Below are 24,615 nucleotides of genomic sequence, written 5' to 3'. Positions count from 1 at the left end.
GGATGTGGGGGGTGTGGGGGTGTCCCGTCGCGCAGCAGTTCGTGCCGCTTCTTCGGGGGCGACGGAAGTTCAGGCGCCGATCTTCCCGACTCCGGCCCCGGCCCGTACGAGGGAGGGCACGTCGGTCGTGGGATCCAGCGTGTACGCGTAGTACGTGCGCGGCTCGGTCACGGTGCCGTTGGTCTCGCAGGCACCCGTACCGGCACCGGTGAAGACGTTGCCGCGCTGGACCAGCCGGCCCGGTCCCGACTCGTCGTAGCCGCCGGCCGAGTAGCAGGGGTGGGGGACGCTCTCGAAGTAGTTGCCCTCGACGACGACGCCGGCGTTCATGGTCGACGCGACGCCGTAGACGGCGTTGCCCTTGTAGTAGTTGTTGTAGACGTGCACCGGCTCGCCGAACCGCACACGCGGATGGCGCTGGTTGGAGCCGTCGAAGAAGTTGTGGTGGATGGAGACCTTCAACTTGCCGGTGTCCTGGCCGCCGCCCGCGTCGGAGTGGCCGAGCAGCATGCTCTTGTCGGTCCTGTTGAACCAGTTCCACGACACGGTGACGTACTGGGAGCCGCGGACGATGTCGACCGCCCCGTCGACCGGGGCGACGAACTCGTTGTGGTCGATCCAGATGTGGTGCGACTCCTGGCCGACGTTGACGGCGTCGTCCTCGGCACCCGTGAACCTGATGTTGCGCACGATGACGTTGTGGGAGCGGTAGAAGTCCAGGCCACCGCCGTTGATGACGGCCGAGGCACCGACTCCGACGATCGTCTTGTCCGGGCGCACACCCTGCTTGCTGGTGATGTCGATGGTGCCCTGCACCCGGATGACCAGCGGGCCCGTGGTGTCGATGTACTCCAGGAACTGCTCGGTGGTGGTCGCGGTCACCGTCGGACCGCCCGCTCCGCCCGTGGTGCCGTTCTGGCCGAGCGCGTCGACGGCGGCGAAGCCGGTGGGGGACGTCTCGGCCCGCGACGCCGGTCTCTCCTCGGCGGCGGTGCCGGCCGGCGTCGTGACCGCGCCGAGCACAAGGGCGAGCGCGACAGCGGGAACCCAGCGTGGGGAGCGGGACGACGACCTCATGCGGTTCCTCCCGGGGCGAGGGACGGATCTTGTTCGGTCGTGCGGGAACGGGGCACCGGCGCCCGGCCGGAGCACATCGGAGAAAGCGCTTTCCCGAGTCTCCCGGAGGTTAATCAGATGCCTTGAGCATGTCAATGAAGTCGACAAATCCCATGTGCGGGCCCAACTCGCCCGACATCTTGACGAGTTCATTACCGTCCCCCAGCATTCCCTGAGCGCGATTCTTTCTGTTCGGTTCTGTTCAGCTCTGTGTTGTGGAAGGGAGTGCCGTGCCTCATCGGCATCGCATGATCCGGGCCCTGGCGCCGACGGTCCCCCTGGCGCTCGGCGCGAGTCTCATGGCCGCGCCCGCTGCGGGCGCGGCGGAGCCGTCCCCGCGGAGCGCGGTCACCGTCCGGATCGACCCCTCCTACCAGCAACAGGAGTTCGAGGGGTGGGGCACGAGCCTCGTCTGGTTCGCCAACGCCACCGGCAACTATCCGGACCCCATCCGAAGACGGCTCGTCGACATGCTGTTCGGCGCGGACGGCCTCCGCCTCAACATCGCCCGCTACAACATCGGCGGCGGCAACGCCCCCGACGTCCGCAAGGACTACATGAAGCCGGGCGCCACCATGGACGGCTTCTGGAAGGCGCCCGAGGGCACCACCCGGGAGGACATGGACTGGTGGGACCCCAACGACCCGGACCACTGGAACTGGGACGCCGACTCCGGGCAGCGCTGGTGGGTGGACCAGGTCAAGAGCGAGGTCGACCGCTGGGAGGCGTTCAGCAACTCGCCGCCCTGGTTCCAGACCGTCAGCGGCTACGTCTCCGGCGGCTTCGACGCGAGCACGGACCAGATCCGCGCCGACCGCGTCGACGACTTCGCCACCTACCTCACCCGGGTGACCGAGCGCATCGAGCAGGCGCACGGCATCGAGTTCGACACCATCGACCCGCTCAACGAGCCCAACACGCCGTACTGGGGCACCCAGATCGGCGCGGACGGCCAGCCCACGGGCGGACGACAGGAGGGCGCGCACGCGGGCCCCGAACTCCAGCAGAAGGTGATCCTCGCGCTCGAGAAGGCGCTGAAGGGGGCACGCACCGACGCCGCGATCTCCGCGATGGACGAGACCAACCCCGGCATCTTCACCCAGAACTGGAACGCCTACGGCACCCCCGCGCGAGCCGCCGTCGAGCAGCTCAACGTGCACACCTACGGCACCGGCCAGCGCACCAGCGCCCGGGACATCGCCAAGGGCGCCGACAAGAAGCTGTGGATGAGCGAGGTCGAGGGCACCTGGGGCACCGGCACCGACTTCACCAGCATGGAACCGGGACTCGGCATCGCCACCCGGATGGTCGACGACATGCGTGAACTGGAGCCGTCGGCCTGGGTGTTCTGGCAGCCGATCGAGGACGCCATCCCGCAGGCCGCGGCCGGCAAGAACTGGGGCAGCATCCACGTGCCGTTCAACTGCACGGCCGAGGACACCCTGGAGAGCTGCCCGATCCGCACCAACTCCAAGTTCCACACCATCCGCAACTTCACCCACTACATCCGCCCCGGCGACCACTTCGTGAAGGCCGACGACCCGTCCAGCGTCGCCGCGGTGCGGCAGAACGGCCGTGCGGCGACCGTGGTCCACGTCAACGGCGGCACCACCGCACGCTCGGTGACCCTCGACCTCTCCCGCTTCGGCAAGATCGCCGCGCGGGCCACCGTCACTCCCGTCGTCACCAGCGGCGACGGCGCCCTGGTGCGCGGCACGCCGGTCCGGGTCACCGACCGGTCCGCCACGCTCACCGTCCCCGCCAAGTCGGTCACCACCTTCCTGGTCGACGGCGTCGGCGGCGTGGCTCGCGACGCGGCCCTCGTACAGCCCGGACACGTCTACCGGCTCCAGGGCGCCCAGAGCGGCAAGTCGTTGACGCCGTCGGACGACGGCAGCGGCGTCGTGATCCGTACGACCGACTCCGCCAGTGCCCAACAGCTCTGGTCGGTGCGGAAGTTGACGCGGGGCACCGACAACCGCGAGCGCTACGCCCTCACTCATACCAAGACCGGCAAGCAGCTCGCCGTACGCGACAACCAGGCCGTCCTGGAGGAACCGTCCGGCGACGGCCGCAAGGTCGCCGAGGCCGCGCAGTGGATCATGTCCACGACCGGCGACGGCACATGGACGTTCGTCAACGCCGCCACCGGCCGCCTGGTCGACGTCACCGGACAGTCGACTGCGGACGGCGCCAAGGTGTCGACGTACACCCCGACCTCGGCCGCCAACCAGCGCTGGACGGTGACCGACGAGACCGTGCTGCGCACCGAACCGGCCGAGGCGTTCACCGTCCCCGGCCCGCGGCCCGAGCTCCCGACGACGGTGACGCCGGTGTTCCGGGACGGCGCGCGAGGTGCCCTGCCCGTCGTGTGGAACCTCCCGCCCGACCGGAAGTGGCGCGACCCCGGGACGGTTCGGGTCAGGGGTGAGGCGACCGACCCGCTCGGGCGGAGGATCCCCGCGCAGGCGGTCGTCACCGTCGACACCATCGCCTCGACCCTTCCGGGCCGCGCCAAGACCTACGTGGGCGGCACGCCCGACCTTCCGGCCACAGTCGTCGGCATCGGCCGGAACGGCGGCCGGGCCGACCTCCCGGTGACCTGGGACCCGGCTCCCGAGGGGGCGTACGACGCGGCCGGCGTCGTGACCCTGCGCGGCGTCGCCCGGATCGTCGGCGGCGACACCGTCGACGCGACCGTCCGCGTACAGGTCACGGAACCGGCGCAGACCAACATCGCGACGGACGCCGATGTCTCGGTCGCCGCCACCTTCACCGAGAGCGGGTACTCGGCGGAGCGCCTGCGCAACGGCGACCTGACCGAGAAGGCCTGGTCCAACTGGAAACCGGGGAACACCAAGAACCCCTCCGACACGGTCACCTTCACCCTGCCGAAGGCACGCGACCTGAGCCGCGTCGTCGCGCACTTCTACCGTGACGGGAGCAGCGCCTCCTTCGCCGAGAGCCTGAAGGCGCAGGTGCGGGAGGCCGGTACCGGCGCCTGGGTCGACGCGAGCGACCCCGTGGCGGTCGGGACGGAGGGCACACCGGTGGTCGACGTGCCGTTGAAGGCGGCACCGGCGACCGAGGTGCGTGTCGTCATGACCGCGCGCCAGGGCGGCTACCTCACCATGAGCGAGATCGAGGTCTACGCCAGAACCCCCGGCGTCTCCTCGGACGCCGCCGCCCGGTCCATCGAGGTCTCCGGGAAGCCGATCCCGTCCTTCGACCCGGACACGACCACCTACCGCGTCGTCACCGACAACCCGAGCCGCAGCCGGGTCACGGCGACGGCACGCGATCCGTACGCGACCGTCGCCGTCGACCGTCGCGACGAGTCCGGCGAGGCGTCGGCCGTCGTCACCGTGACAAGTGAGGACGGGTCACAGTCCCGGACATATCGGATTGTGCTTGCAGATCAGCCCAACTCCCCTGACATAAGTCGGTGAAGTAGGGCGAGGGGGACGTATCGGTGCCGGGAGTTCGTCCCGATCGCCGCTCGGCAGCGGTCCGTCCCCCTCGATGTGACTTTCCCCATTGCGCCACTCGACGGGCCCCATGAGTCTCTCCTGGAACATGCGTCCGAAGAACTGTTATCCCGAGCCCACCGATCGATCTCCCAGGTATCGGACAGCATCGTTCGGCGTCGAGGACAGGGAAGTTTTGATGAGTGGCACAGAGCGCACGAGTGAGTCGGCGGCACTGGTGACCGCTGCCCGCAGCGGCGATCCGGAGGCTCAGGACGCCCTGGTCAGCGCCTATCTCCCGCTGGTCTACAACATCGTGGGACGGGCCCTGAACGGCTCGGTCGACGTCGACGACGTCGTGCAGGACACCATGCTCCGGGCCCTCGACGCGCTGGGCGGCCTGCGTTCCCCCGAGAACTTCCGCTCCTGGCTCGTGGCCATCGCGATGAACCAGGTCCGGGCCCACTGGCACGACCGGCAGTCCGCTCCCGGCGCGGTCGAGGAGGCCGAGGACCTCGCCGACCCCGGCGCCGACTTCGTGGACCTGACCCTGATGCAGCTCCAACTGTCCGGCCAGCGACAGGAGACCGCTCGCGCGACGCGCTGGCTGGAGCCGGACGACCGGGGCCTGTTGTCGCTCTGGTGGCTGGAGTGCGCCGGTGAGCTGACCCGGCCCGAGGTGGCGGCGGCGCTGGAGCTGTCGCCGCAGCACACCGCGGTCCGGGTGCAGCGGATGAAGGCACAGCTGGAGGCGGCCCGCGTGGTGGTACGCGCACTCGACGCGCGCCCGCGCTGCCCGGAACTCCAGGGCGCGCTCGCCTCCTGGGACGGCCGGCCCTCGGCGCTGTGGCGCAAGCGAATAGCCCGGCATGCCCGTGGTTGCGGGCATTGCTCCGGATTGTGGAGCGGGTTGATGCCTGCCGAGGGGCTGCTGGCCGGGCTGGCGCTGGTCGCCGCGACGCCCGCCCTGCTGGACGGCGTGCTGTCCGCCTCCGGCGGGATGGCCCTGGCCGGCTCCGCGTCCCGGCTGCCCTCGGCCGCGGGCCCTGGCGGATCGGGCCCCGGTTCCGGACACCGCGGCGGACCCGGCCGTACGACCTCCCGCACCGAGGCCCGCCGCCGCCGGCGTATCCGCCGCCGAGCCGTCGGCGGTGCCGTGGTCGCGGCCTGCGTTGCGGGCGGCGGCCTCTGGTACTTCGACACGGAGCCCGGGACCGGCAGCACGGAGGAGGCCGCCGCCTCAAGGACCGCCGGCGCGCCCGCCTTGGACATGTCGGAACCCGAGCCCATCGATACCTCTCCCTCGGCCTCGAAGTCCCCGTCGCCGTCCGCCTCGCCCTCGAAGAAGGCCACGCCCTCCAAGTCCCCGCGCCCGGCGAAGAAGAGCACCCCGACGCCCCGGCCGACCCCGCGGCCGACCAGGACCGCGTCCACTACGCCCCAGACTCAGGCGGCCCCCGCGGGCGAGGTCGCACAGGTCGTCGCCCTGGTGAACAAGGAGCGCTCGGCCGCCGGCTGCGGTCCGGTCTCGGAGGACCCGCTGCTCAACAAGTCCGCGCTGGCCCACTCCGAGGACATGGACGCCCGCGACTTCTTCGACCACACCAACCCGGACGGCGCCGACCCCGGGCAGCGCATCACCGCCGCCGGCTACACCTGGTCCACGTACGGGGAGAACATCGCCATGGGCCAGCAGACGCCGGAAGCCGTGATGGAGTCCTGGATGAACAGCCCCGGCCATCGCGCCAACATCCTCAACTGCTCGTTCAAGGACATCGGCGTCGGCATCCACAAGGGCTCCGGCGGCCCCTGGTGGACCCAGAACTTCGGCGCCAAGCGGTGACGAGCGGGCGCCCGCTCATCGAGTCCCCTCGGTGGCCGACGGCGCGGCGGAGCCGTCCGGGACCTTCCGGACGAAGGCGGACCGCAGCGCGTGGTACGGGGATCGGGCGTCGAAGAAGACGGCGCGCATCCGGGAGAGTTCGTCCCGTCGGTATTCGGCGAGGGGCCGCTGGAGCTCGTCCGCGTGCCGTGCCGTGGCCTTGGCGGTGATACGGCGGGTGAGCTGCGGGTCTTCGGCCACCTCGGCGGCCAGTCGCTCGACCTCGGCGGCGAACCTCTGGGCCGGGACCGGCACCAGACGGTCCACCAGCCCGATCCGCTGGGCGGTCGCGGCGCTCAGCGGCAGCGCCTCGGTCGTCAGCCGGTCCGCCGTCTCGGCTCCCACGCGGCGCGGCAGCGAGTAGGTCCAGTACTCCGAGCCGTACAGGCCCATGCGCCGGTAGTGCGCGTTGAGGACGGCGCCCGTGCGGCACCAGACCTCGTCCGCGGCCAGGGCCAGCATGACGCCGCCGCCCGCCGCGTTGCCGCCGAGGGCCGCGACCACCAGCCGGTCGGTGGTGCGCAGCACCGCCTCCACCAGGTCGTTCATGGCGTTGAGATTGGACCAGGACTCACCCGCCGGATCGCTCGACGCCTCGATGACGTTGAGATGGATGCCGTTGGAGAAGTAGTCGCGGGCGCCGCCGAGCACCAGCACCGAGGTGGGGCGGGTGAGCGCGTACCGGTAAGCGGCGAGCATCCTTCGGCAGTGGTTGGTGCTCATCGCCCCGCCGGGGAACGAGAACGTCAGGAAGCCGATGCCACCGTGCTGCCGGTAGCGGATGTCGGCCCAGGTGGTGCGGCCCGGGGGCAGGGTGAGCGGGGCGGCGATCTCCGGCAGCCAGAGCGGGCGGTCGCTCGAACCCGGCATGCCGCGGACGCCGGGCGGAGCCGGGAACCCGGCGAGGACGGAGGCGGCCGGGCGGCGGAAGGGGGCCGGGTCGCCGGAGCTCCTACGGGGCCGAAGTTCCGGGATCCACACGGCGCCGTCCCGGGTCGCCCGGCACACCGCGCCGGACCGTGTCGCGAGCAACTCGCCGGGATCTCCGCGCAGTTGGTCCTCGGGATGCCCGCCGTGCAGGAACACCTCCCGGCCGCAGAGCTCGTCCAGGACACCCGGCTGCGAGTCGGCGGCGCGGAGCTTGCGCAGCACCGTGGCCGTGCCGTCGTTTCCCCAGTCGATCCGGCGCTGCTCCTGGCGGACGACATCGCGCCACACCACGTCGATCGCCGGGTCGCTCTGCGGCTTCGGCTTGAACGATCCGTCGGCGAACCGCCGCACGGCCAGCAGGACGGCGGCCGTGGCGGCGTCGGAGACCTCGCCCCGGTACAGATCGCCCTTGCCGACCGGCGCCACCGGGAAGGACCCGTCCGCCCACACGTCGCCCGCGTCCATCGCCGCCTCGGCCTGAAGCACCGTCACACCCCAGTCCCGCACCCCGTCGGTGATCGCCCGGTCCAGGGAGGACGGGCCGCGGTCCCCGGGCGGCCCCGGACGCACGATCAGGCAGGTGTGCTCCCGCCACACGTCCTCGGGCAACGCCGTCTTCAGCATCGGAGCGACGACCAGATCCGGCCGGCCCTTGCGTACGGCGGTCCGGACCGCGTCGGGGCCGTGCGAGGCGAGGACGATGCCGACCTGGTGTCCCAGGTCCGACAGTTCGGCGTACAACCGCTGGGACAGGCTGTTGAACGCACTGGCGACGAGCAAGATGTCCATGACATGGCATGTTCGCCGGTCGGGGGAGGGCCGCGAAGGACCACGGGCGGCGTTTCGCGGGCCGTCGTCGGGCACCATCCGCCCACCGGGTGACAGTCGGCGCCGCCGCACTACCTCAACTGCGTCGTCTCCAGCAGATCCCGCGCCATCAGCCGTGCGGGCCGTTCGGTGTGTTCGGCGACGCGGCGGAACGTCTCCTGGGCGGGGCGGGCCGGCCAGTCGGGGGGAAGGTGCCGGGCGGGGAGCCGTGGGTCCGTGCGGATGGTCCACAGCCATTCGCTGACCAGCCGCAGCCGGGTCCCGATCGGGTCGTCGCCCGCCCCCGCGTCCAGCTGGGCCGTCCACCGCTTGTCGAAGGTGACGTAACGGGCGGCGATGCTCTCCAGGTCCCAGGCGCCGTGGATCATCTGCGCGATGTCGGTGGCGTCGTCCGCCTGGGCGTGGAAGATCTTGACGTGGTCGGCCAGTCCCAGCTCCGCGACCACGGCGGCCACGTCGACCTTCCCGGGCGCGATCCACAGCCCGCTGAACAGCGCCCCGAACCCGGACCAGGTCAGCCGGGAGCGCAGGTCGTGGCGCTGGCGCTTCCAGGAGTCGGGCAGGGAGAACCCGAGCAGGGTCCAGGAGCCGTCCCAGTCGTCGTTGACCGCGCCCTGCTGCCAGATGCGGACGCGGCCGTCCTCCAGGACGCGGGTCGCCTGCGGGGTCAGGCCGAAGAACATCTTGCGGCCCTCGCGCTGGCGCCGCAGCAGACCGCGGTTGACCATCCGGGTGAGGGTCGAGCGCACCGCCTGCTCACCGACACCCACCCGGCCCAGTACGTCGATGATGCTGCCCGAGTAGACGCACAGGTCGCCTTCGTCCAGCACGTGATTGCCGAAGAAGGTCAGCATGAGCGACTGCGGGCGCTGCTGCGGCCCCTCTGAGCTGCCCTGACCGTCCAGGATGTCGTCTTCCTCCACGGAGCACAGCGTACGACCGCCCGCCGACGGCGCGGCGGGCGGTCGTACGGCTTCACCGGCCGTCGGCGGGGTGGGCAAGGTCGTACGGGCGCGGATACGGGGCGGGGCGGTACGGCACGTAGCGCGCGGGTGTCGTCGGATCGGCCTTCGCCGCACGGGAGTTGAGAGAGTCGGGGTCGGTGCCGGTCCACCTGCCGGTGGTGAGGCGGTCCTCCAGGGTGTGCAGGGCGGAGAGCTGTTCGGCGGGGCTGAAGGTGCAGTGCCCGGCGTTGTCGGTGTACGCCTGCCGCAGCATCGGCGCCGACCCGGCGGCGGTGACGGCCCGCTTCAGGGCGCTCTCCGTCTGCACGGGGACCAGGGCGTCGCCGGTGGTGTGGATGTCCAGCTGCGGTTTGGTCAGCTTGCCGGTGAAGGCGCTCGTACGGCTCATCCAGGCCATCGCCGACGCGTCGGCGCTGATGCGTGGGGCCTTGTTGAGGGTGGCCAGGTCCTTGCCCAGGGAGAGGCCCGCCTTCTTGTAGAGCTCGGTGACCTCCTTGCGGACCGAGGACTGTCCGAGGAGCCTCGCGTAGTCGACGCCGGTGTTCCAGGACATGTTGCCGCCGGCGCGGGTCTCCGCCTCCTGCCGCCAACTGAACGCCGGCAGTTGGATCAGGCCTCTGAGGGCCGGGAACTGGTTGGCCTGCTGGGCCTCCCAGTCGGTCGCGGCGGGGCGGGTCTGGCTCGGGTCGTTCCAGACCGGGATGTTGTGAAGGGCGGCGGCGAGGGCGAGCCGGGCCCGGCCCGTGGTCGTCTTCTGCGCCGCGTCGGCCGCGGCGGTCAGGGTGCCTGCCGCCGCGGTGGCCTCCGCCTGGTCCTCGAACCCGGTCAGTGGGACGTCGGTGTCGGGCGCGAGGAGCGTCCTGACGGCGAAGACCGGGTCGAGCGTGTTGTTCCAGTTGGCGACTCCGCCGTGGACGAGCCCGCACATCGCGAGGGAGCCGTCGATGCGCCGCGCGGCGCGCTCGGCGATGGCGGTGGTGACGAGTCCGCCGTAGGACTGTCCCCAGGCGATGGTGCGCCGGGCCGTCCCGAAGCGGTCCTTGAAGACGGAGAGGGTGGCGAGCTGGTCCGGCACCGCGTCCGTCACCGCCCAGCCGGACGAGGCGTAGGAGGAGCCGATGAGCGCGTAGCCGCGGTCGAGCAGGAGCGCCTTGGTGGTGTCGTCCGGGGCGTTCTGCGCGGGGTTGGGGGCGCCCATGGGGCGGTAGCCGTGGCTGAAGAGCAGGACGGTGCCGTTCCAGTCGGCGGGCACATCCATCAGGTACGTCGCGCCCGAGGGGAGTCGGCCTTCGATGTGGGCGGCCTCGGGGGCGGCGACGGCCGAGGTGGGGATCGCGGTGACGGCGAGCAGCAGCGCTGTGGCGAGGGCGGTGCGGGTGCCGTTCGTCATGCGGTGATCTCCTCCGTGTGGGGGGCGTCGGAGCGTTCGGTCGCGGAACCGGAGAGGGAGGTGCGGCTGGTCTCGCGCACGAACCAGACGGTCAGCGCGGTGATGAGGGAGCCTCCGCAGATCAGCAGGGCGACGGGGGTGCCGTTGCCGCTGCCGGCCACCAGGCTGCCGGCGATCATGGGGGAGAAGCCGGCGCCGATGAGGGTGGCGCCCTGGTAGCCGAGGGAGGCGCCGGTGTAGCGGACCCGGGTGCCGAACATCTCGGTGAGCAGTGCGCCCAGCGGGCCGTACATCACGGACTGGGCGATGCCGTGGCCGAGGACGACGGCGAGGATCAGCAGCCCGGGTGACTTGGAGTCGAACAGGGCGAGGACGGGGAAGGCGAGCGCGGCCGAGGTGACGGCTCCGGCGAGGACGACCGGGCGGCGGCCGACGCGGTCGGAGAGCGCCGAGGCGCAGGGCAGCACGACCAGGGCGACACAGGCGGAGACGGTGAGCGCGGTCAGCACCTGCGGGCGGGCGTAGCCGATGCCGGTGGCGTACGCGATCAGGTAACTGGTCAGCAGGGACTGGGCGGTGAAGGCGCCGATGCCGACACAGCAGGCGAGCAGCAGCGGCCGGGGACGCCGCAGTACGTCGAGGATGGGCAGCCGGGCCTCGGCACGGTCCTTCTTCACCTCGGCGAACAGCGGGCTCTCGACGACCTTCAGCCGGACGAAGAGGCCGACGCCGAGCAGCACCACGCTCAGCAGGAACGGCACCCGCCAGCCCCAGGCCGCGAACTGGTCGCGGGGCATGGCGACCACCAGGGTCACCACCAGCGAGGAGAGCAGGGAGCCGAGCGGTGCTCCCATCTGTGTGAAGCTCGACCACAGGCCGCGGCGCCGCTCCCCGGCGTGCTCGACGACCATGAGCGTGGCGCCGCCCCACTCGCCGCCGATCGCGATGCCCTGGAGGACGCGGAGCGTGATCAGCAGGACCGGCGCCCAGACGCCGATCGTGTCGTACGTGGGCAGCAGGCCGATCAGGAAGCTGGCGCTGCCCATCAGGCCCATGGTGAGCAGCAGCATCGACTTGCGGCCGAGCCGGTCGCCGAAGTGCCCGAAGACGATGCCGCCGAGCGGGCGGGCGACATAGCCGGCGGCGAAGGTGCCGAACGCGGCGATCGTGCCGACGGCCGGGTCGGCGCCGGGGAAGAACAGCTCGCCGAAGACCAGGGCGGCGACGGTGCCGTAGACGAGGAAGTCGTAGAACTCCACGGCGGTGCCGAGCAGCCCGGAGAGCGCGACCCGGCGCAGTTGCCGGGTGCTTTCGGGGCTGGCCGGTGACGGTGATGCGACGGGGGACGGGGGCATCGCGGTCTCCCTTGACCGGGGGAAGGACACCGCGAAGGTAGGCTTCAAAGTGACTGCCGTCAAGAAAGTGCACAACATCAGACCGTGCTGAAGGGAAGAAGGTTGAAGCGGTTGGTCTACCCGGTAGGCGTCAGGCCGGTGTCACCGCCAGCCGAAACGGCGGTCCACCACCGCCGCGAACTCCTCCAGGGTCAGCACCTCGTCACCGTTCTGGTCGGCGGCGTCGAACAGCGCGGAGGAGGCGTCCTCGTCGCCCAGGCCCCAGAACGGCAGGTCCCCCGACGCGGCCAGTGACGGCCCCTTCGTCCGCAGCGCGATGATCACTTCCGCGCGGGTCAGGGTCCCGTTCTCGTCGAGGTCGAGCGCCTCGAACAGCTTGCGGGCCTTGTCACTCATCGTGTCATCCTCGTTCCCGTCGTCGGCGGTCGAGCCGACGCACCCCGTCACCAGGGAGGACGCCGCCACGCGCCCTCGGGTTCCCTCGGCCGTAATGTGTGGCCCATGGCCGGTGAGAGTGACCTGAACAGATTGCTGAGCGGGATGCGTCCGGAGCTGAACCCGGGCCGCTATGTGTTCACCACGGTCAAGGGGACCGTGCCGGCCGGTGTCACCCCCGCCGTCACGGTCGCCGAGCCGGAGGGCCTGACCCTCGTGATCCGGCAGGAGGAGGCCGACGCGGCCGGGCTCGCGTACGACTATGTCGCCGGGTGGATCACCCTGCGCGTCCGATCCGCGCTCCACGCGGTCGGCCTGACCGCGGCGTTCGCGCGGGAACTCGCCGACGCCGGCCTGAGCTGCAACGTCGTGGCCGGCCACCACCACGACCACCTCTTCGTGCCGCACGAGCACGCCGACCGGGCCGTCGCGGCCCTGGAGGACCTGGCCCGCCGCTCCGGCTGAGGTGACCGGCCGGGCGCGCCGGTCAACGGCGAAGGCGTGTGCGGGCGATCAGCCACATCAGATACGGAGCCCCGACCGCCGCCGTGAGGACCCCCACCGGCAGCTCGACCGGGGAGAACAGCCGACGGGCCAGCAGGTCCGCGACGACGACGATCGCGGCGCCGGTCAGGGCGGAGGAGAGCAGCGGGATCTGCGCGGTGCGGGTCAGCCGGTGGGCGATCTGCGGGGCCAGCAGCGCCACGAAGTCGACGGGGCCCGCGGCGCCCGTGGCCACCGAGGCCAGCACCACACCGAGCGCGGTCAGACCGAGCCGCACCGGTCCGAGCCGTACCCCCAGCGCGGTCGCCGTGCTGTCGTCCAGGGACACCATGCGCTGCGCGTGCGCCGCCCACAGCAGCGCCGGGACCAGGACCGCGAGGACCAGCGCGAGCGGCGCTGCCTGGTCGTACCCGCGGCCGTTGAGCGAACCCGTCAGCCACACCTTGGCCTGCTGGGCCACCAGATAGTCGCCCTTGGTGAGGAACAGCCGGGTCAGCGAGCCGAGCGCGATCGAGACACCGATCCCGACGAGGACGAAACGAGTGGCGTGCAAGCCGCCCCGCCAGGCGAAGACGTAGACGAGCGCGGCGGCCGCGAGCCCGCCCACGACCGAGACGTACGGCAGGAGGCTGTACGACGTGATCCCGAAGGTCATCGCGGTCACCGTCGCCGCGCCCGCCCCGTGGGTGACGCCGATGACGTCCGGACTGGCGAGGGAGTTGCGGGCGACGGTCTGGACCAGCGCACCGGAGACACCGAACGCGGCGCCGACCAGCAGCCCCGTCACCAGCCTGGGCAGACGCAGCGTGCCGACGACCAGTTCGTCCGGGCTCGGCTGCCCGAGCAGCACGCGCACGACCTCCGTGGGGGAGACGTACGACTCGCCGACGCACAGGGAGACGACGACCGTCGCCGCGAGCAGGACGGCCAGCAGGACCGCTACGGCACACGCCCGGCGATGCAGCAGGAAGCTGGCGTTCTTCACCCGCAGGGCGGTGTAGCCGGACGGGCGAAGAGACGGTGGGGCGGGGACGGTTCGCTCCAGGGGCTGGGTCATGCCGGCACCGTCGCCTTCCTCCGTACCAGCGCGACCAGGAACGGCACGCCGAGCAACGCGGTCATCACGGCCACCGGCACCTCCGAGGGCGCGAAGACGACCCGGCCGAGCACGTCCGCCAGCAGGATCACCACGGGACCCAGCAGCGCGGACAGGGCGAGCACCCACCGGTGGTCGGCACCCACCAGCGCCCGCGCGATATGCGGAACGGCCAGCCCGGTGAACGCGATCGGACCGGCCACCGCGACGGCGACCCCGGTCAGCACGGTCGCGGCGAGCGCGCCGACGGCCCGCAGCAGCGCGACCCGGTGACCGAGCCCCCTGGCCACGTCGTCGCCGAGCGACAACGCATCCAGACCCCGTGCGATGACGGCCACCAGCAACAGACCCACCAGCACGAACGGCCAGGTCTGTGCGACGACTTCACCGTCCCGGCCGGCGATCGAACCGACGTCCCAGAACCGGAACTCGTCCAGAGCGCGGGCGTCGGTCGTGACGATCGCGGAGACCACGGAGGCGATGAACGCGTTCATCGCGGCCCCGGCCAGCGCCAGTTTCACCGGCGAGGCACCGCCACGTCCGCTGCCCGCCACCGCGTAGGCGGCCACCGCGGCGACCCCCGCCCCGGCGAACGCGAACCAGACATAGCCGGCGGGCGAGTGCACCCCGAGGAACGCGATGGCGCAGACGACGCCCAGCGAGGCGCCCTGGCTGACACCGAGGACACCGGGCTCGGCGATCGGGTTGCGGGTGATGCCCTGCATGACCACCCCGGCGACCGCGAGAGCGAGCCCCACCAGCACGCCGACGACCGTGCGGGGGACCCGCAGCGCGCGCACGACCTGCGCGTCGTCACCTGCGCCGCCGTGCAGCAGGGCGTCGAACACCTGGGTCGGCGGGATCTGCCGACTGCCGAGAGCGAGGCTCAGCAGGACGGCGAGGAACAGCAGGAGCACGCCCGCGAGCGTCCAGGCGACACGACGCCGGGTGGCACGGGACATGCGGTTCCTTCTGCTGTTCCTCTGGTGCTTCTCATGCTCGCCTGTCGACGCGCGCCTACTTGGCGAGGTACTTCTCCAGGTCCCCGAGGACCTCGTCGGCCGCGGTGACACCCAGACCCAGGTACCAGGTCTCGTCCGGGACGTCGTAGGCGTGCCCGGCCTTGACCGCCTTCAGGTTCTTCCACAGCGGGTTGCCCTGCGCGCGGGACTTGTCGGTGGCCTTCGCGTCGCCGTACACGCCGGTGAAGATGTAGTCGGCGTCGGCCTGGTCGATGTTCTCGGCGCTGACCTCGGCGGCCAGGTCCTCGATGTCCTGGTTCTTCGGGCGCGGGATGCCGGCGTCCTTGAGGATGGTGCCGATGAACGAGGCGTTCGCGTAGAGCCGGATCACCCCGTCGGGCAGGTAACGCACCATCGACACGGTCGGCTTGTCGGCACCCAGCTCGGCGTCGAGTGCGTCGACCTTCTTGTCGTACGCGGCGAGCTTCGCCTTCGCCTCGGCGGTCTTGTCCAGGGCCGCGGCGTTGAGGAGGTAGTTCTCCTTCCATGTGAAGCCCGGGCGGATGGAGAAGACGGTGGGCGCGATCTGCGACAGCTCGTCGTACTTGTCCGCGGCGCGCAGCTGGCTGCCGAGGATCAGGTCCGGCTTGAGGCCGGCGATGGCCTCCAGGTTGAGGTTGTTGATGGTGCCGACGTTCTTCGGGGCGCCGGCGTCCTTCTTGAGATAGGAAGGCAGTTCGGGCGAGCCCTCGGTGGGGGCGAGGCCGACCGGCTTGATGCCGAGCGAGACGACGTTGTCGAGTTCGCCGACGTCCAGGACCACGACACGCTTGGGCTGGGACTCCAGGACCGTCTCGCCCATGGCGTGCTCGATGGTGCGCGGCCACTGGCCCGGCCCCGCTTCCGTGCCCATCTCCGCGGTCTTCTTCGCGGCGGACGCGAAGTCCTTGCCGCCCTTGGCCACGTCCTTCTTGCCACCCGCTCCGGCAGCGGAACCCGCGTTGTCCGCGCCGTCGTCGGAGCTGCCGCAGGCCGCGAGGGACAGTGCGGCGGCGACGGCAAGTGCGACGGCGGCTGTGCCGCGGCGCCGGTGAAGCATGACAGGGCTCCCTTGTGGTGCACAGATGGTCGGCCGTTAGGCCAGCCTCACCTTATCCAGAGCCTCTCCCCGCCTCGTACACGGGGGCTGTGTGGTTCCTGTCACGGTCCTGTGTGCGCACCTGCGACCTCCTCGGCGCCCTGACCTGCCAGGACACCGAGGAGGTACTGGGCATGTGTCAGGCCGACGAGCAGGCCGAGTCGTTGAGCGTGAAGGCCGCGGGGCTCGGGTTCGTGCCGCCCTTCGTGGCCGTGAAGCCCAGGGTGACCGAGCCCGCCGGGGCGATCGTCGCCGTGTACGAGGCGGAGGCGACGCTCACCTCGGCGCCGCTCTGCGTCGCGGTGCCGCCCCACAGGTTGCTGACGCGCTGACCGTCCGGGAAGGTCCAGCGCAGCGTCCAGCCGTTGATCGCCGTGCTGCCGGTGTTACGGATGACGACCTCGCCCTGGAAGCCGCCGGGCCACTCGTTCGTCACCCGGTAGGCGACCCCGCACGAGGCCGACGATCCACCGGACGCCGTGGTGACGGCCACCGTGCCGGAGCGCTGCGAACGGTTGCCGGCGGCGTCGCGCGCGTAGACGGCGAAGGAGTACGACGTCTCCGGGGCGAGGCCGGTGACGGTGGCGGAGGTGCCGGTCGTCGTGGTGGCCGCGGTCTCGGTCCCACCGCCGACGCGGACCACGTCGTAGCCGGTGACACCGTTCGCGTCGGTGGCGGCCGCCCAGTTCAGGGTGACGGACGACGAGGTCACGGCGGAGGCGGTCGGAGTGCCGGGCGCGGTCGGGGGAGTGGTGTCGCCGCCGGAGGAGGAGTAGACGTCGGCCTCCTCGGACGTGGCGGCGATGCCGTTCGCGCCGTGGAAGACGCGCTGGCCCCAGGAGCTGAGCCGCGTCGGGTCGAAGCCGATCGACAGGTCGAGGATCGGGTCGGTGTTGCCGCTCCAGGACCAGGCCAGGTAGCCGAGCCGGAGCTGCTGGGCGGCGGCCATCATGGTGTCCTCGTCCGGGTCGCCGTACTGGTCCGGCGGACCACCGAACTCACCGATGAGAAGCGGCAGTCCGGCGTTGACGAAGGCGTTCAGATAGTCCGTGATCTCCTGCGCCGTGTCATAGACGCTGTACATGTGGATCGAGAAGATCAGGTTGCCGGTGGGGTCGGCGTCGTAGACGGACCGGGCGTTGGCGCGCATCACGCCCTGCCAGTCCTGGCCCCAGTTGGGCGCGTCCACCATGATCGTGTGGGTGAACCCGGCGGCACGCAGCTTCTTCACCGCCGCGATCGTGGGCTCGGTCCAGCCGGCGGGATTGGTGTTGCCCCAGGGCTCGTTGCCGATGTTGACGATGACGTAGTCCTCTTCACCGGCGAGCACGTCCTTCAGGCCGATCCAGTAGTCGGCCGCGTGGTCGAGCGTCCCGGCCGCCGCCTCCTCCCCGTACCCGGTGGTGTCGTGCACCTCCAGCACACAGATCAGCCGGTTGGCCTTGCACTGCGCGATGACGGCGGCCACGTCCTGCGCGCTGTTCCTGGTCCAGCGGTGGCCGTCGGAGAGGACCACGCGGACGGTGTTGGCGCCCAGCGCCTTGACGTCGGCCAGCGACTGGGTCTCGCCCGGGTACCAGGTGTGGGCGTGGTTGACGCCCCGCATCACGAAGTCGTTCCCGGACGCCTCCAACAGACGGCCGTTCTGGATGTGCAGGCCGGTGGCCGCCGCCTGCGCGGGCGTGGCGAAGGAGAGTAAGGAGACGAGCAGGCCCAGGACGGCGGCTGTCACCGCGGCCACTCGTGGGGCGAGGCTGGTGCGGGATCTCATGGCGGCTCCGAAGGATGGGATGGGGTGACGGTGCGTCAGGATGACGCGGCGCGCGCCGTGCAAGTGACAGTCGCCGACGGAGCGCCGGCCGTTGCCGGGGTACTGGCGACGAACCCGAAGTTCGCGCTCGCGCCGGGTGCCAACGTGCCGTTCCACGACGCGTTGGTGACGGTCGCGGTGCCGTCGGCGGCCGTGCCGAGGGTGCCGTTCCAGACCTGGGTGAGGCGGGCCCCGTCCGCCGGTACGACCGTCGTGGTCCAGCCCGAGACGGACGAGGCGGAGTCGTTGGTCACCGTCACCTCGCCCTGGTAGCCGCCATGCCAGGAGGAGACGGCACGGAAGGACGCGGTGCAGGCGGGCGGGTCACCCGGATCACCCGGATCACCGGGGTCTCCGGGATCCCCCGGGTCCGCGTCGAGCAGCGCGGCCAGCGCCGGATACCACCGAGCGGCGATCTTCTCGTCGCCCGAGGCGCTGGGATGCACGCCGTCGTACGTGTCGGTGGCCGTGTCGAAGCCCGTCCACTGGTCGACCACGGTGACCGGGGAGCGGTTGGTGGACGTCGTCCGGGCCCACTCGGGGATCCGTGCGTTGAAGTCGACGACGCGTTGCGCGCAGCCCGTGCAACTGCCCGGGTTCATCGGGATGATCTGTGCGACCAGGATCCTCATGTCCGGGTTGGAGGCCCGCATCTGCTCCACCAGCTTGGTGTACGCGGCGAGGATGCGGTCGGGGGCGATGCTGCTCCACACGTCGTTCGTGCCGAAGTGCATGACAACGATATCCGGCAAGGTGGCCGCCAGCCGGGCCGGCAGCAGGTTCTGGTCGGCCACGTTGGTGACCAACTCGCCGCCATGGCCCTCGTTGTCCCCGTCGTGCGGCTGTCCGCAGCCCTGCGGGCCGAGGGTGCCGACAAAGTCGATGTCCGTGTATCCGGAGCTCTGCAGCCGGTTCCACAGCACCGCCCGCCAGCAGCCCGGAGAGCCGGTGATGGAGTCACCCAGCGGCATGACGCGCACAGGCTCCGCGGCCTGAGCGGCGGCCGCGGCCAGCGGTGCGAAGGTCACTCCGAGGGACAGGAGTAGAGCGGCCAACAGGCCGAAGAGCGGCAGGAGTTGTAAGCGTGATCGGCGGGTGTCGCGCATGGTGTTCCCTTCCCGAAGTCAGGTGGGAGCGCTCCCATGAAACATCAAGCCATTGTTGTCATTGACGCGTCAAGAGGGGGGAGGCAGGACTGAGATGCTGTCAGTCCGAGCACCGTCCGTTCGAGGAGGCGCCCATGTCCGAGCCGTCCGTCCTTGCCGCGCTGGTGTCCGCCCTGAGAGGTGGATCGGTCGAAGTCGTCGACCTCACCTCGCCCCTGTCGTCGTCGACACCGGTGATCCAACTCCCGCCCCGGTTCGGGCAGAGCGCCGTCTTCGAACTGGAGGAGATCAGCCGGTACGACGACCGTGGCCCCGCCTGGTACTGGAACAACTTCCGCAGCGGCGAGCACACCGGCACCCACTTCGACGCCCCGAACCACTGGGTCACCGGCAAGGACCTCACCGACGTGGCCTCGGTACCGGCCGGGAGACTGATCGCACCGGCGGCGGTGCTGGACTTCAGCGCCGAGGTGGCCAAGGACCCCGACTTCCTGGTCGAGGTCGACCACGTCAAGGCGTGGGAAGCGGAGAACGACCCCTTGCCCGAGGGCGGTTGGCTGCTGCTGCGCACCGGCTGGGACGCCCGCTCGCACGATCAGCAGGCGTTCCTCAACGCCGACGAGAACGGCCCGCACACCCCCGGCCTGTCCGCGGAGTGCGCCCGCTGGGTGGCCGAGGAGGCGCCGGTGATCGGCCTGGGCGTCGAGACGGTGGGCACGGACGCGGGGCGCGCGCACTCCTTCGAGCCCGCCTATCCCTGCCACTCCTACCTCATGGGCAGTGACAAGTACGGCCTGACGCAGCTCCAGAACCTCGCCGTGCTGCCGCCGACCGGCTCCGTCGTCATCGCCGGACCTCTGCCGATCGTCACCGGCTCCGGGGCTCCCGCCCGGGTGCTGGCGCTGGTGGAGAGGGGCCGCTCATGAAGGTCGCGGAAGCGGTCGGCCGGGCGCTGTGCGCGGCCGGTGTCGACCAGGTCTTCGGGGTGGTCGGATCGGGCAACTTCCATGTCACCAACGCCTTGGTGGCGGCGGGCGCGCGGTTCGTCGCGGCACGCCATGAGGGCGGCGCCGCGACGATGGCCGACGCCTACGCCCGGACCAGCGGCACGGTCGCGGTGGTGAGCGTGCACCAGGGGCCCGGTCTGACGAACGCCATGACCGGGATCACGGAGGCGGCCAAGAGCCGTACACCGCTCGTCGTTCTCGCGGCCGAGGTGACCGAGCCCAGGTCCAACTTCTACGTCGACCAAGAGGCGTTGGCCCATGCGGTGGGCGCGGTTCCGGTGCGGGTCACGTCGGCGGAGGAGGCGGTCGAGCAGGCGTGCGTGGCGGTCGGTCTCGCGGTGCGGGAGCGACGTACCGTGCTGCTCAACCTCCCGCTGCCGGTGCAGGCGCTGGAGGTGCCCGACGGCGCCCTGGCGCGCGCCGCACCGCTGCCGCAACGGGTCGCGGTCGAGCCGGACGCGGACCGGGTGGCTGACTTGTCCCGGCTGCTCGGACAGGCCCGGCGGCCCGTCTTCGTGGCCGGCCGGGGAGCGCGCGGGGCAGGCTGCCGCGAGGTGCTGGAGGCACTCGCCGAGCGGCACGGAGCGCTGCTGGCCACGTCGGCCGTCGCCCACGGCCTCTTCCACGGCAACCCGTGGTCCCTGGGCATCTCCGGCGGCTTCGCCTCACCCCTGGCCTGCGAACTGATCCAGGGCGCGGACCTGATCGTCGGCTGGGGCTGCGCCCTCAACATGTGGACCATGCGGCACGGCCAACTCATCGGCGCCGACACCACCGTCGTACAGGTCGACGACGACCCGTCGGCACCCGGCCTCCACCGGCCGGTGCACCTCGGTGTCACCGGCGACGTCCGGCTCACCGCGCGCCGGGTATTCGAGGCGGCCGGCGAACCGGGGCAGGGCTACCGGATACCGCAGATCGGCGCCGCCCTCGCGGCCGGCGTCCGGCTGCGGGACGTGCCGTACGAGGACACGAGCACCCGGGAGCGGATCGACCCGAGGACCCTGAGCATCGCGCTCGACGACATCCTGCCCGCGGAACGGGTGGTCGGCGTCGACTCCGGGAACTTCATGGGCTACCCGAGCGCGTATCTGTCGGTGCCCGACGAGAAGGGGTTCTGCTTCACGCAGGCGTTCCAGTCGATCGGGCTCGGGCTCGCGACCACGATCGGGGCGGCGCTGGCTCAGCCGGACCGGCTGCCCGTGGCGGCGCTCGGGGACGGCGGCGCGCTGATGAGCGCCGTGGAGCTGGACACCGTACGGCGGCTCGGGCTGCCCATGGTGGTCGTCGTGTACGACGACGAGGCGTACGGCGCCGAGGTGCACCACTTCGGTCCCGACGGGCACCCGCTCGACACGGTGCGCTTCCCGCCCACGGACATCGCCGCCGTGGGGCGGGGCCATGGCTTCGAGGCGGTGACCGTGCGGACGCAGGCGGACCTGAAAGCCGTGGCGGACTGGGTCGCCGGACCGAGAACCGCGCCGTTGCTCGTCGACGCCAAGGTCGTCGCCGATCACGGGTCCTGGTGGCTGGAGGAGGCGTTCCGGGGCCACTGAGGAGGGGAGAAACGACCACTGAGGCGAGGAGAAGACCGAACGCCGACCCGGCTGTCGGCACCGCATTGCCGGTAGACGGGTCGGCGTTGGCCGGGCGGGATCAGACCGCCGGTGCCGGGAAGGTCGGGTACTCCACCCCGGAGACGTGCTGGACGACGCGGATGACCTGGCAGGAGTAGCCGAACTCGTTGTCGTACCAGAGGTAGAGGATTGCGTTGTCGCCCTCCACCTTCAGCGCGCCGGCGTCCACGATCGAGGCGTGCCGCGAGCCGATGAAGTCGCTGGAGACCGCGTCGGGCGCCGTGATGAAGTCGATCTGGCGGCGCAGCGGAGAGGTCAGCGACACGTCGCGCAGGTAGTCGAGGACCTCCTGGCGGTCGGTCTCCCGCGCGAGCTGGAGGTTGAGGATCGCGATCGAGACGTCCGGCACCGGGACGCGGATCGAGCTGCCGGTGATCCTCGCCTTGAGGTCCGGCAGCGCCTTGGCGACGGCCGAGGCGGCGCCGGTCTCGGTGATGACCATGTTCAGCGGCGCGCTACGGCCGCGGCGCTCGGACTTGTGGTAGTTGTCCAGCAGGTTCTGGTCGTTGGTGAACGAGTGGACGGTCTCCACGTGGCCGCGCATGACGCCGTACTCGTCGTCCATCGCCTTCAGCGGCGGGACTATGGCGTTCGTGGTGCAGGACGCGCAGGACAGGATCTGCTCGTCCGGCTTGACGGTGTCGTGGTTGACGCCGTGCACGATGTTCGGGACGTCACCCTTGCCCGGCGCGGTCAGCACGACCTTGTCGATGCCGGGGCGCAGGTGCTTGGACAGGCCCTCGCGGTCGCGCCACTTGCCGGTGTTGTCGATCAGGATGGCGTTCTTGATGCCGTACGCCGTGTAGTCGACCTCGGACGGGTCGTTGGCGTAGATCACCTTGATCGCGTTGCCGTTGGCGTTGATCGTGCTGTTGGCCTCGTCAACGGTGATCGTGCCCTGGAACTGGCCGTGGATGGAGTCACGGCGCAGCAGCGAGGCGCGCTTGACGATGTCCTGGTCGCCGCCGCCGCGCACGACGATGGCACGCAGCCGCAGGCCGTTGCCCGACCCGGACTTCTCGATCAGCAGCCGGGCCACGAGACGGCCGATGCGGCCGAAGCCGTAGAGGACGACGTCGCGTCCCTCGCCGCCCTCGATCTTGTTGGCGCCGGTGGCCCCGGCGACGGCCTCGGCGGTGAACGCCTCCACGGACAGCCCGCGGTCGTCGCTCTTGTACGTCGCGGCCAGCATGCCGATGTCGATCTGCGACGGGCCGAGGTCCAGCGCGGTGAGCGCCTGGAGGAAGGGCAGCGTCTCGGTGACCGAGAGCTCCTCGCCGGCGATCTGCCGGGCGAACCGGTGCGTCTTCAGGATGCTGACCACCGACTTGTTCACCAAGGAGCGGCTGTGGAGGAGGACGGTGACGTCCCGCTCCCGGTGCAGCTTCCCGATGAGCGGGATCATCGACTCCGCGATCTCCTCGCGGATCTTCCAGTTGGTGAACGAGTCGTCGTTGACAGTCACGGGCCTATCTTTCGAGCTAGGTGGCGCTCATATGCTAACCATGCGGTGCGACGGGCCTTCACCGGGGGGTCACGGGAGGGGCGAGACGCCCGGATTTGATGTTCTTTGACTGGTATGCGGATGGGGAGTGATCGATGGAGCTGGAGCTGCGTCATCTGCGGGTGCTCTGTGCGGTCGCCGACGCGGGGAGCGTGGGCCGGGCCGCGGCGGACCTCGGGTACTCGCAGCCCGCCGTGAGCACCCAACTCCGGCGCATCGAAGGGCACTTCGGCGAGCCGCTGTTCGAGCGCGGGCCGACCGGTGTGCGGCCCACGTCCTACGGCGTCGAGGTGGTCGCCCAGGCCCGTGACGTACTGGCCCGTGCCGCCGCGATCGGACGCCGCGCGGCCCCCGGCCCGACGGCGGAGCGGCGGACCCTGCGGGTGGCGGCCACGAACTCGCCGATGCTTGTCGGCATGATGGCCGGCCTCCGGGTCCGGCTGCCGGACGTCTCGCTCGCGGTGAGCAGCGTGTACGCCTCCTCGCGGATCGTCGAGCTGCTGGAGGAGGGCTCGGTGGACGCGGCCATCGCCGCGGACTATCCGGGCAGGGAGCTGGAGCACTCGGAGGCGGTGGCCCATCGCGGGATCGTCACCGAGCCGAACTTCGTTGCGCTGCCCGCCCGCCACCCGCTCGCGCACCGCGCCCAGATCGCCCTCGCGGAGCTGGCCGAGGAGTCCTGGTTCCTGACCCCCGACGACGGCGCCGGCTGGCCCGGCGTCTTCCACACGGCCTGCGCGGCGGCGGGCTTCACCCCGTCGGCCGTCCACGAATTCCTGGGCGACCGGCAGGAGTTGCAGCGAATGATCGCCGAAGGACTCGGCGTGGCCGTCGTCCAGGCGACGACCCGGCCCATCGCGCAGGTCGTCGTCAAACCGCTGATCGGGACGCCGCTGTGGTGCCGCTATGTGCTGGCCTGGCGGCGTGATGCCGTCACCGAGGCGACGGCCGACGCCCTGTCGCAGTCCGCGACCGCCGCGTACCGCGAACTCGTCGGCCAGTCACCGCACTTGAGGACGTGGGCGGCCCGTACCTGGAACGTGAGCGGCGCGTAGACGGGGGCGTGGTCGCGAGGCGCGCCGGGTGGCCGGGGCGTTATGGCCGCGCGGCGCAATGTGCTATGTCACACGGCATTGTTGAGGCGCTCGCGCGCTGAGACAGTCCACACACGCCTCAGCACCCGTATCGAGGCGCATCCATCCGTGGAGGAAACCAGATGCGCTACCGCTTCGTGCTGCCCAGACACCTCGCCGCCGCCTTCGCCGCCGGCGTCACCCTCGCCGGCCTGCTGTCGACGCCCGCCCTCGCGGCACCCGCGACCGAGACCGCCCCGTCTCCCGTAGCCACCGACCGGCGGACACCACCCCCACCCCCGACCGGCTCCACCGCACACACCACCGTGCGGGACCGGGCACGCACCCCGGGCTCGTATACACATCGGACGCGGCCGACGAACAGCAAGACGGGTATTTCACGGTGGTGG

At 71.1% G+C, this 24,615-nt stretch carries 18 protein-coding genes and 1 pseudogene; 7 read left to right on the top strand and 12 right to left on the bottom strand.

Going from position 1 to position 24,615, the window contains the following annotated elements; genetic code table 11:
* Positions 1–69 precede the first annotated feature (69 nt).
* Positions 70–1,077: a pectate lyase family protein gene (locus L0P92_RS26275; RefSeq protein ID WP_234765464.1), complete on the bottom strand. Its 1,008-nt coding sequence runs from the start codon at positions 1,075–1,077 to the stop codon at positions 70–72.
* Between the two features lie 287 nt (positions 1,078–1,364).
* Here L0P92_RS26275 and L0P92_RS26270 point away from each other — a divergent pair, with 287 nt between their 5' ends.
* Both L0P92_RS26270 and L0P92_RS26265 read left to right on the top strand, forming a co-directional pair.
* Positions 1,365–4,565 (top strand): glycoside hydrolase, encoded by a 3,201-nt coding sequence (locus tag L0P92_RS26270; protein ID WP_234765463.1) that lies wholly within the window; start codon positions 1,365–1,367, stop codon positions 4,563–4,565.
* Between the two features lie 217 nt (positions 4,566–4,782).
* Entirely contained in the window at positions 4,783–6,426 is a 1,644-nt protein-coding gene (locus L0P92_RS26265) for a sigma-70 family RNA polymerase sigma factor (RefSeq protein WP_234765462.1), read from the top strand.
* 15 nt (positions 6,427–6,441) lie between these two features.
* On the opposite strand, the gene L0P92_RS26260 is transcribed toward L0P92_RS26265, so the two are convergent.
* The 5 genes from L0P92_RS26260 to L0P92_RS26240 all read right to left on the bottom strand — a co-directional run bounded on the left by L0P92_RS26260 (position 6,442) and on the right by L0P92_RS26240 (position 12,329).
* Positions 6,442–8,184: an enoyl-CoA hydratase-related protein gene (locus L0P92_RS26260; protein WP_234765461.1), complete on the bottom strand. Its 1,743-nt coding sequence runs from the start codon at positions 8,182–8,184 to the stop codon at positions 6,442–6,444.
* Positions 8,185–8,294: 110 nt separating this feature from the next.
* Positions 8,295–9,146, bottom strand: coding sequence for a PaaX family transcriptional regulator (locus L0P92_RS26255; protein ID WP_234765460.1), 852 nt, complete (start codon positions 9,144–9,146; stop codon positions 8,295–8,297).
* 52 nt (positions 9,147–9,198) lie between these two features.
* Positions 9,199–10,578 carry an alpha/beta hydrolase family protein gene (locus L0P92_RS26250; RefSeq protein WP_234765459.1) on the bottom strand — a complete coding sequence of 460 codons (1,380 nt, stop codon included), beginning with the start codon at positions 10,576–10,578 and terminating at the stop codon, positions 9,199–9,201.
* The gene (locus L0P92_RS26245; RefSeq protein ID WP_234765458.1) at positions 10,575–11,933 is read right to left on the bottom strand and encodes an MFS transporter; all 1,359 of its coding nucleotides are present in this window, start codon (positions 11,931–11,933) and stop codon (positions 10,575–10,577) included. Before L0P92_RS26245 ends, L0P92_RS26250 begins: the two co-directional genes overlap by 4 nt.
* A 141-nt stretch (positions 11,934–12,074) precedes the next feature.
* Entirely contained in the window at positions 12,075–12,329 is a 255-nt protein-coding gene (locus L0P92_RS26240) for an EF-hand domain-containing protein (RefSeq protein WP_217205986.1), read from the bottom strand.
* A gap of 105 nt (positions 12,330–12,434) precedes the next feature.
* Between L0P92_RS26240 and L0P92_RS26235 the strand changes: the two genes are divergently transcribed.
* Positions 12,435–12,833 (top strand): ACT domain-containing protein, encoded by a 399-nt coding sequence (locus L0P92_RS26235; protein ID WP_234765457.1) that lies wholly within the window; start codon positions 12,435–12,437, stop codon positions 12,831–12,833.
* A 22-nt stretch (positions 12,834–12,855) separates the two neighbouring features.
* On the opposite strand, the gene L0P92_RS26230 is transcribed toward L0P92_RS26235, so the two are convergent.
* The 5 genes from L0P92_RS26230 to L0P92_RS26210 form a co-directional block, all read right to left on the bottom strand.
* Positions 12,856–13,929, bottom strand: a complete 1,074-nt coding sequence (locus tag L0P92_RS26230) for a FecCD family ABC transporter permease (RefSeq protein WP_234765456.1) — start codon at positions 13,927–13,929, stop codon at positions 12,856–12,858.
* Positions 13,926–14,930: a FecCD family ABC transporter permease gene (locus L0P92_RS26225; RefSeq protein ID WP_234765455.1), complete on the bottom strand. Its 1,005-nt coding sequence runs from the start codon at positions 14,928–14,930 to the stop codon at positions 13,926–13,928. Before L0P92_RS26225 ends, L0P92_RS26230 begins: the two co-directional genes overlap by 4 nt.
* Before the next feature lie 55 nt (positions 14,931–14,985).
* On the bottom strand, positions 14,986–16,029 hold the full coding sequence (locus L0P92_RS26220; RefSeq protein WP_234765454.1) for an ABC transporter substrate-binding protein: 1,044 nt from the start codon (positions 16,027–16,029) through the stop codon (positions 14,986–14,988).
* Positions 16,030–16,207: 178 nt separating this feature from the next.
* Entirely contained in the window at positions 16,208–17,839 is a 1,632-nt protein-coding gene (locus tag L0P92_RS26215; protein WP_234765453.1) for a cellulase family glycosylhydrolase, read from the bottom strand.
* Between the two features lie 35 nt (positions 17,840–17,874).
* Positions 17,875–18,984, bottom strand: a complete 1,110-nt coding sequence (locus L0P92_RS26210) for a GDSL-type esterase/lipase family protein (protein ID WP_234765452.1) — start codon at positions 18,982–18,984, stop codon at positions 17,875–17,877.
* A 134-nt stretch (positions 18,985–19,118) separates the two neighbouring features.
* Between L0P92_RS26210 and L0P92_RS26205 the strand changes: the two genes are divergently transcribed.
* Together L0P92_RS26205 and L0P92_RS26200 are read left to right on the top strand one after the other, a co-directional pair.
* Complete coding sequence (locus L0P92_RS26205; protein ID WP_234765451.1) at positions 19,119–19,910, top strand: cyclase family protein; 792 nt, start codon at positions 19,119–19,121, stop codon at positions 19,908–19,910.
* A complete protein-coding gene (locus L0P92_RS26200) occupies positions 19,907–21,547 on the top strand; it encodes a thiamine pyrophosphate-binding protein (RefSeq protein ID WP_234765450.1) in 1,641 nt (546 codons plus the stop codon). The genes L0P92_RS26205 and L0P92_RS26200 overlap by 4 nt, the downstream gene beginning before the upstream one ends.
* A gap of 100 nt (positions 21,548–21,647) precedes the next feature.
* Here L0P92_RS26200 and L0P92_RS26195 read toward each other — a convergent pair whose 3' ends face one another.
* Positions 21,648–23,093, bottom strand: a complete 1,446-nt coding sequence (locus L0P92_RS26195) for a glyceraldehyde-3-phosphate dehydrogenase (RefSeq protein WP_234765449.1) — start codon at positions 23,091–23,093, stop codon at positions 21,648–21,650.
* A 134-nt stretch (positions 23,094–23,227) separates the two neighbouring features.
* Here L0P92_RS26195 and L0P92_RS26190 point away from each other — a divergent pair, with 134 nt between their 5' ends.
* On the top strand, positions 23,228–24,187 hold the full coding sequence (locus tag L0P92_RS26190) for a LysR family transcriptional regulator (RefSeq protein WP_234765448.1): 960 nt from the start codon (positions 23,228–23,230) through the stop codon (positions 24,185–24,187).
* A gap of 161 nt (positions 24,188–24,348) precedes the next feature.
* Positions 24,349–24,615, top strand: a pseudogene (locus L0P92_RS26185) (hypothetical protein); the annotation flags it as partial.

It is taken from the genome of Streptomyces muensis (assembly GCF_021474425.1).
GTDB classification, from domain to species: domain Bacteria; phylum Actinomycetota; class Actinomycetes; order Streptomycetales; family Streptomycetaceae; genus Streptomyces; species Streptomyces muensis.
The sequence above is the reverse complement of the archived record's forward strand: the minus strand, read 5'-3'. Positions and strand labels throughout refer to the sequence as shown.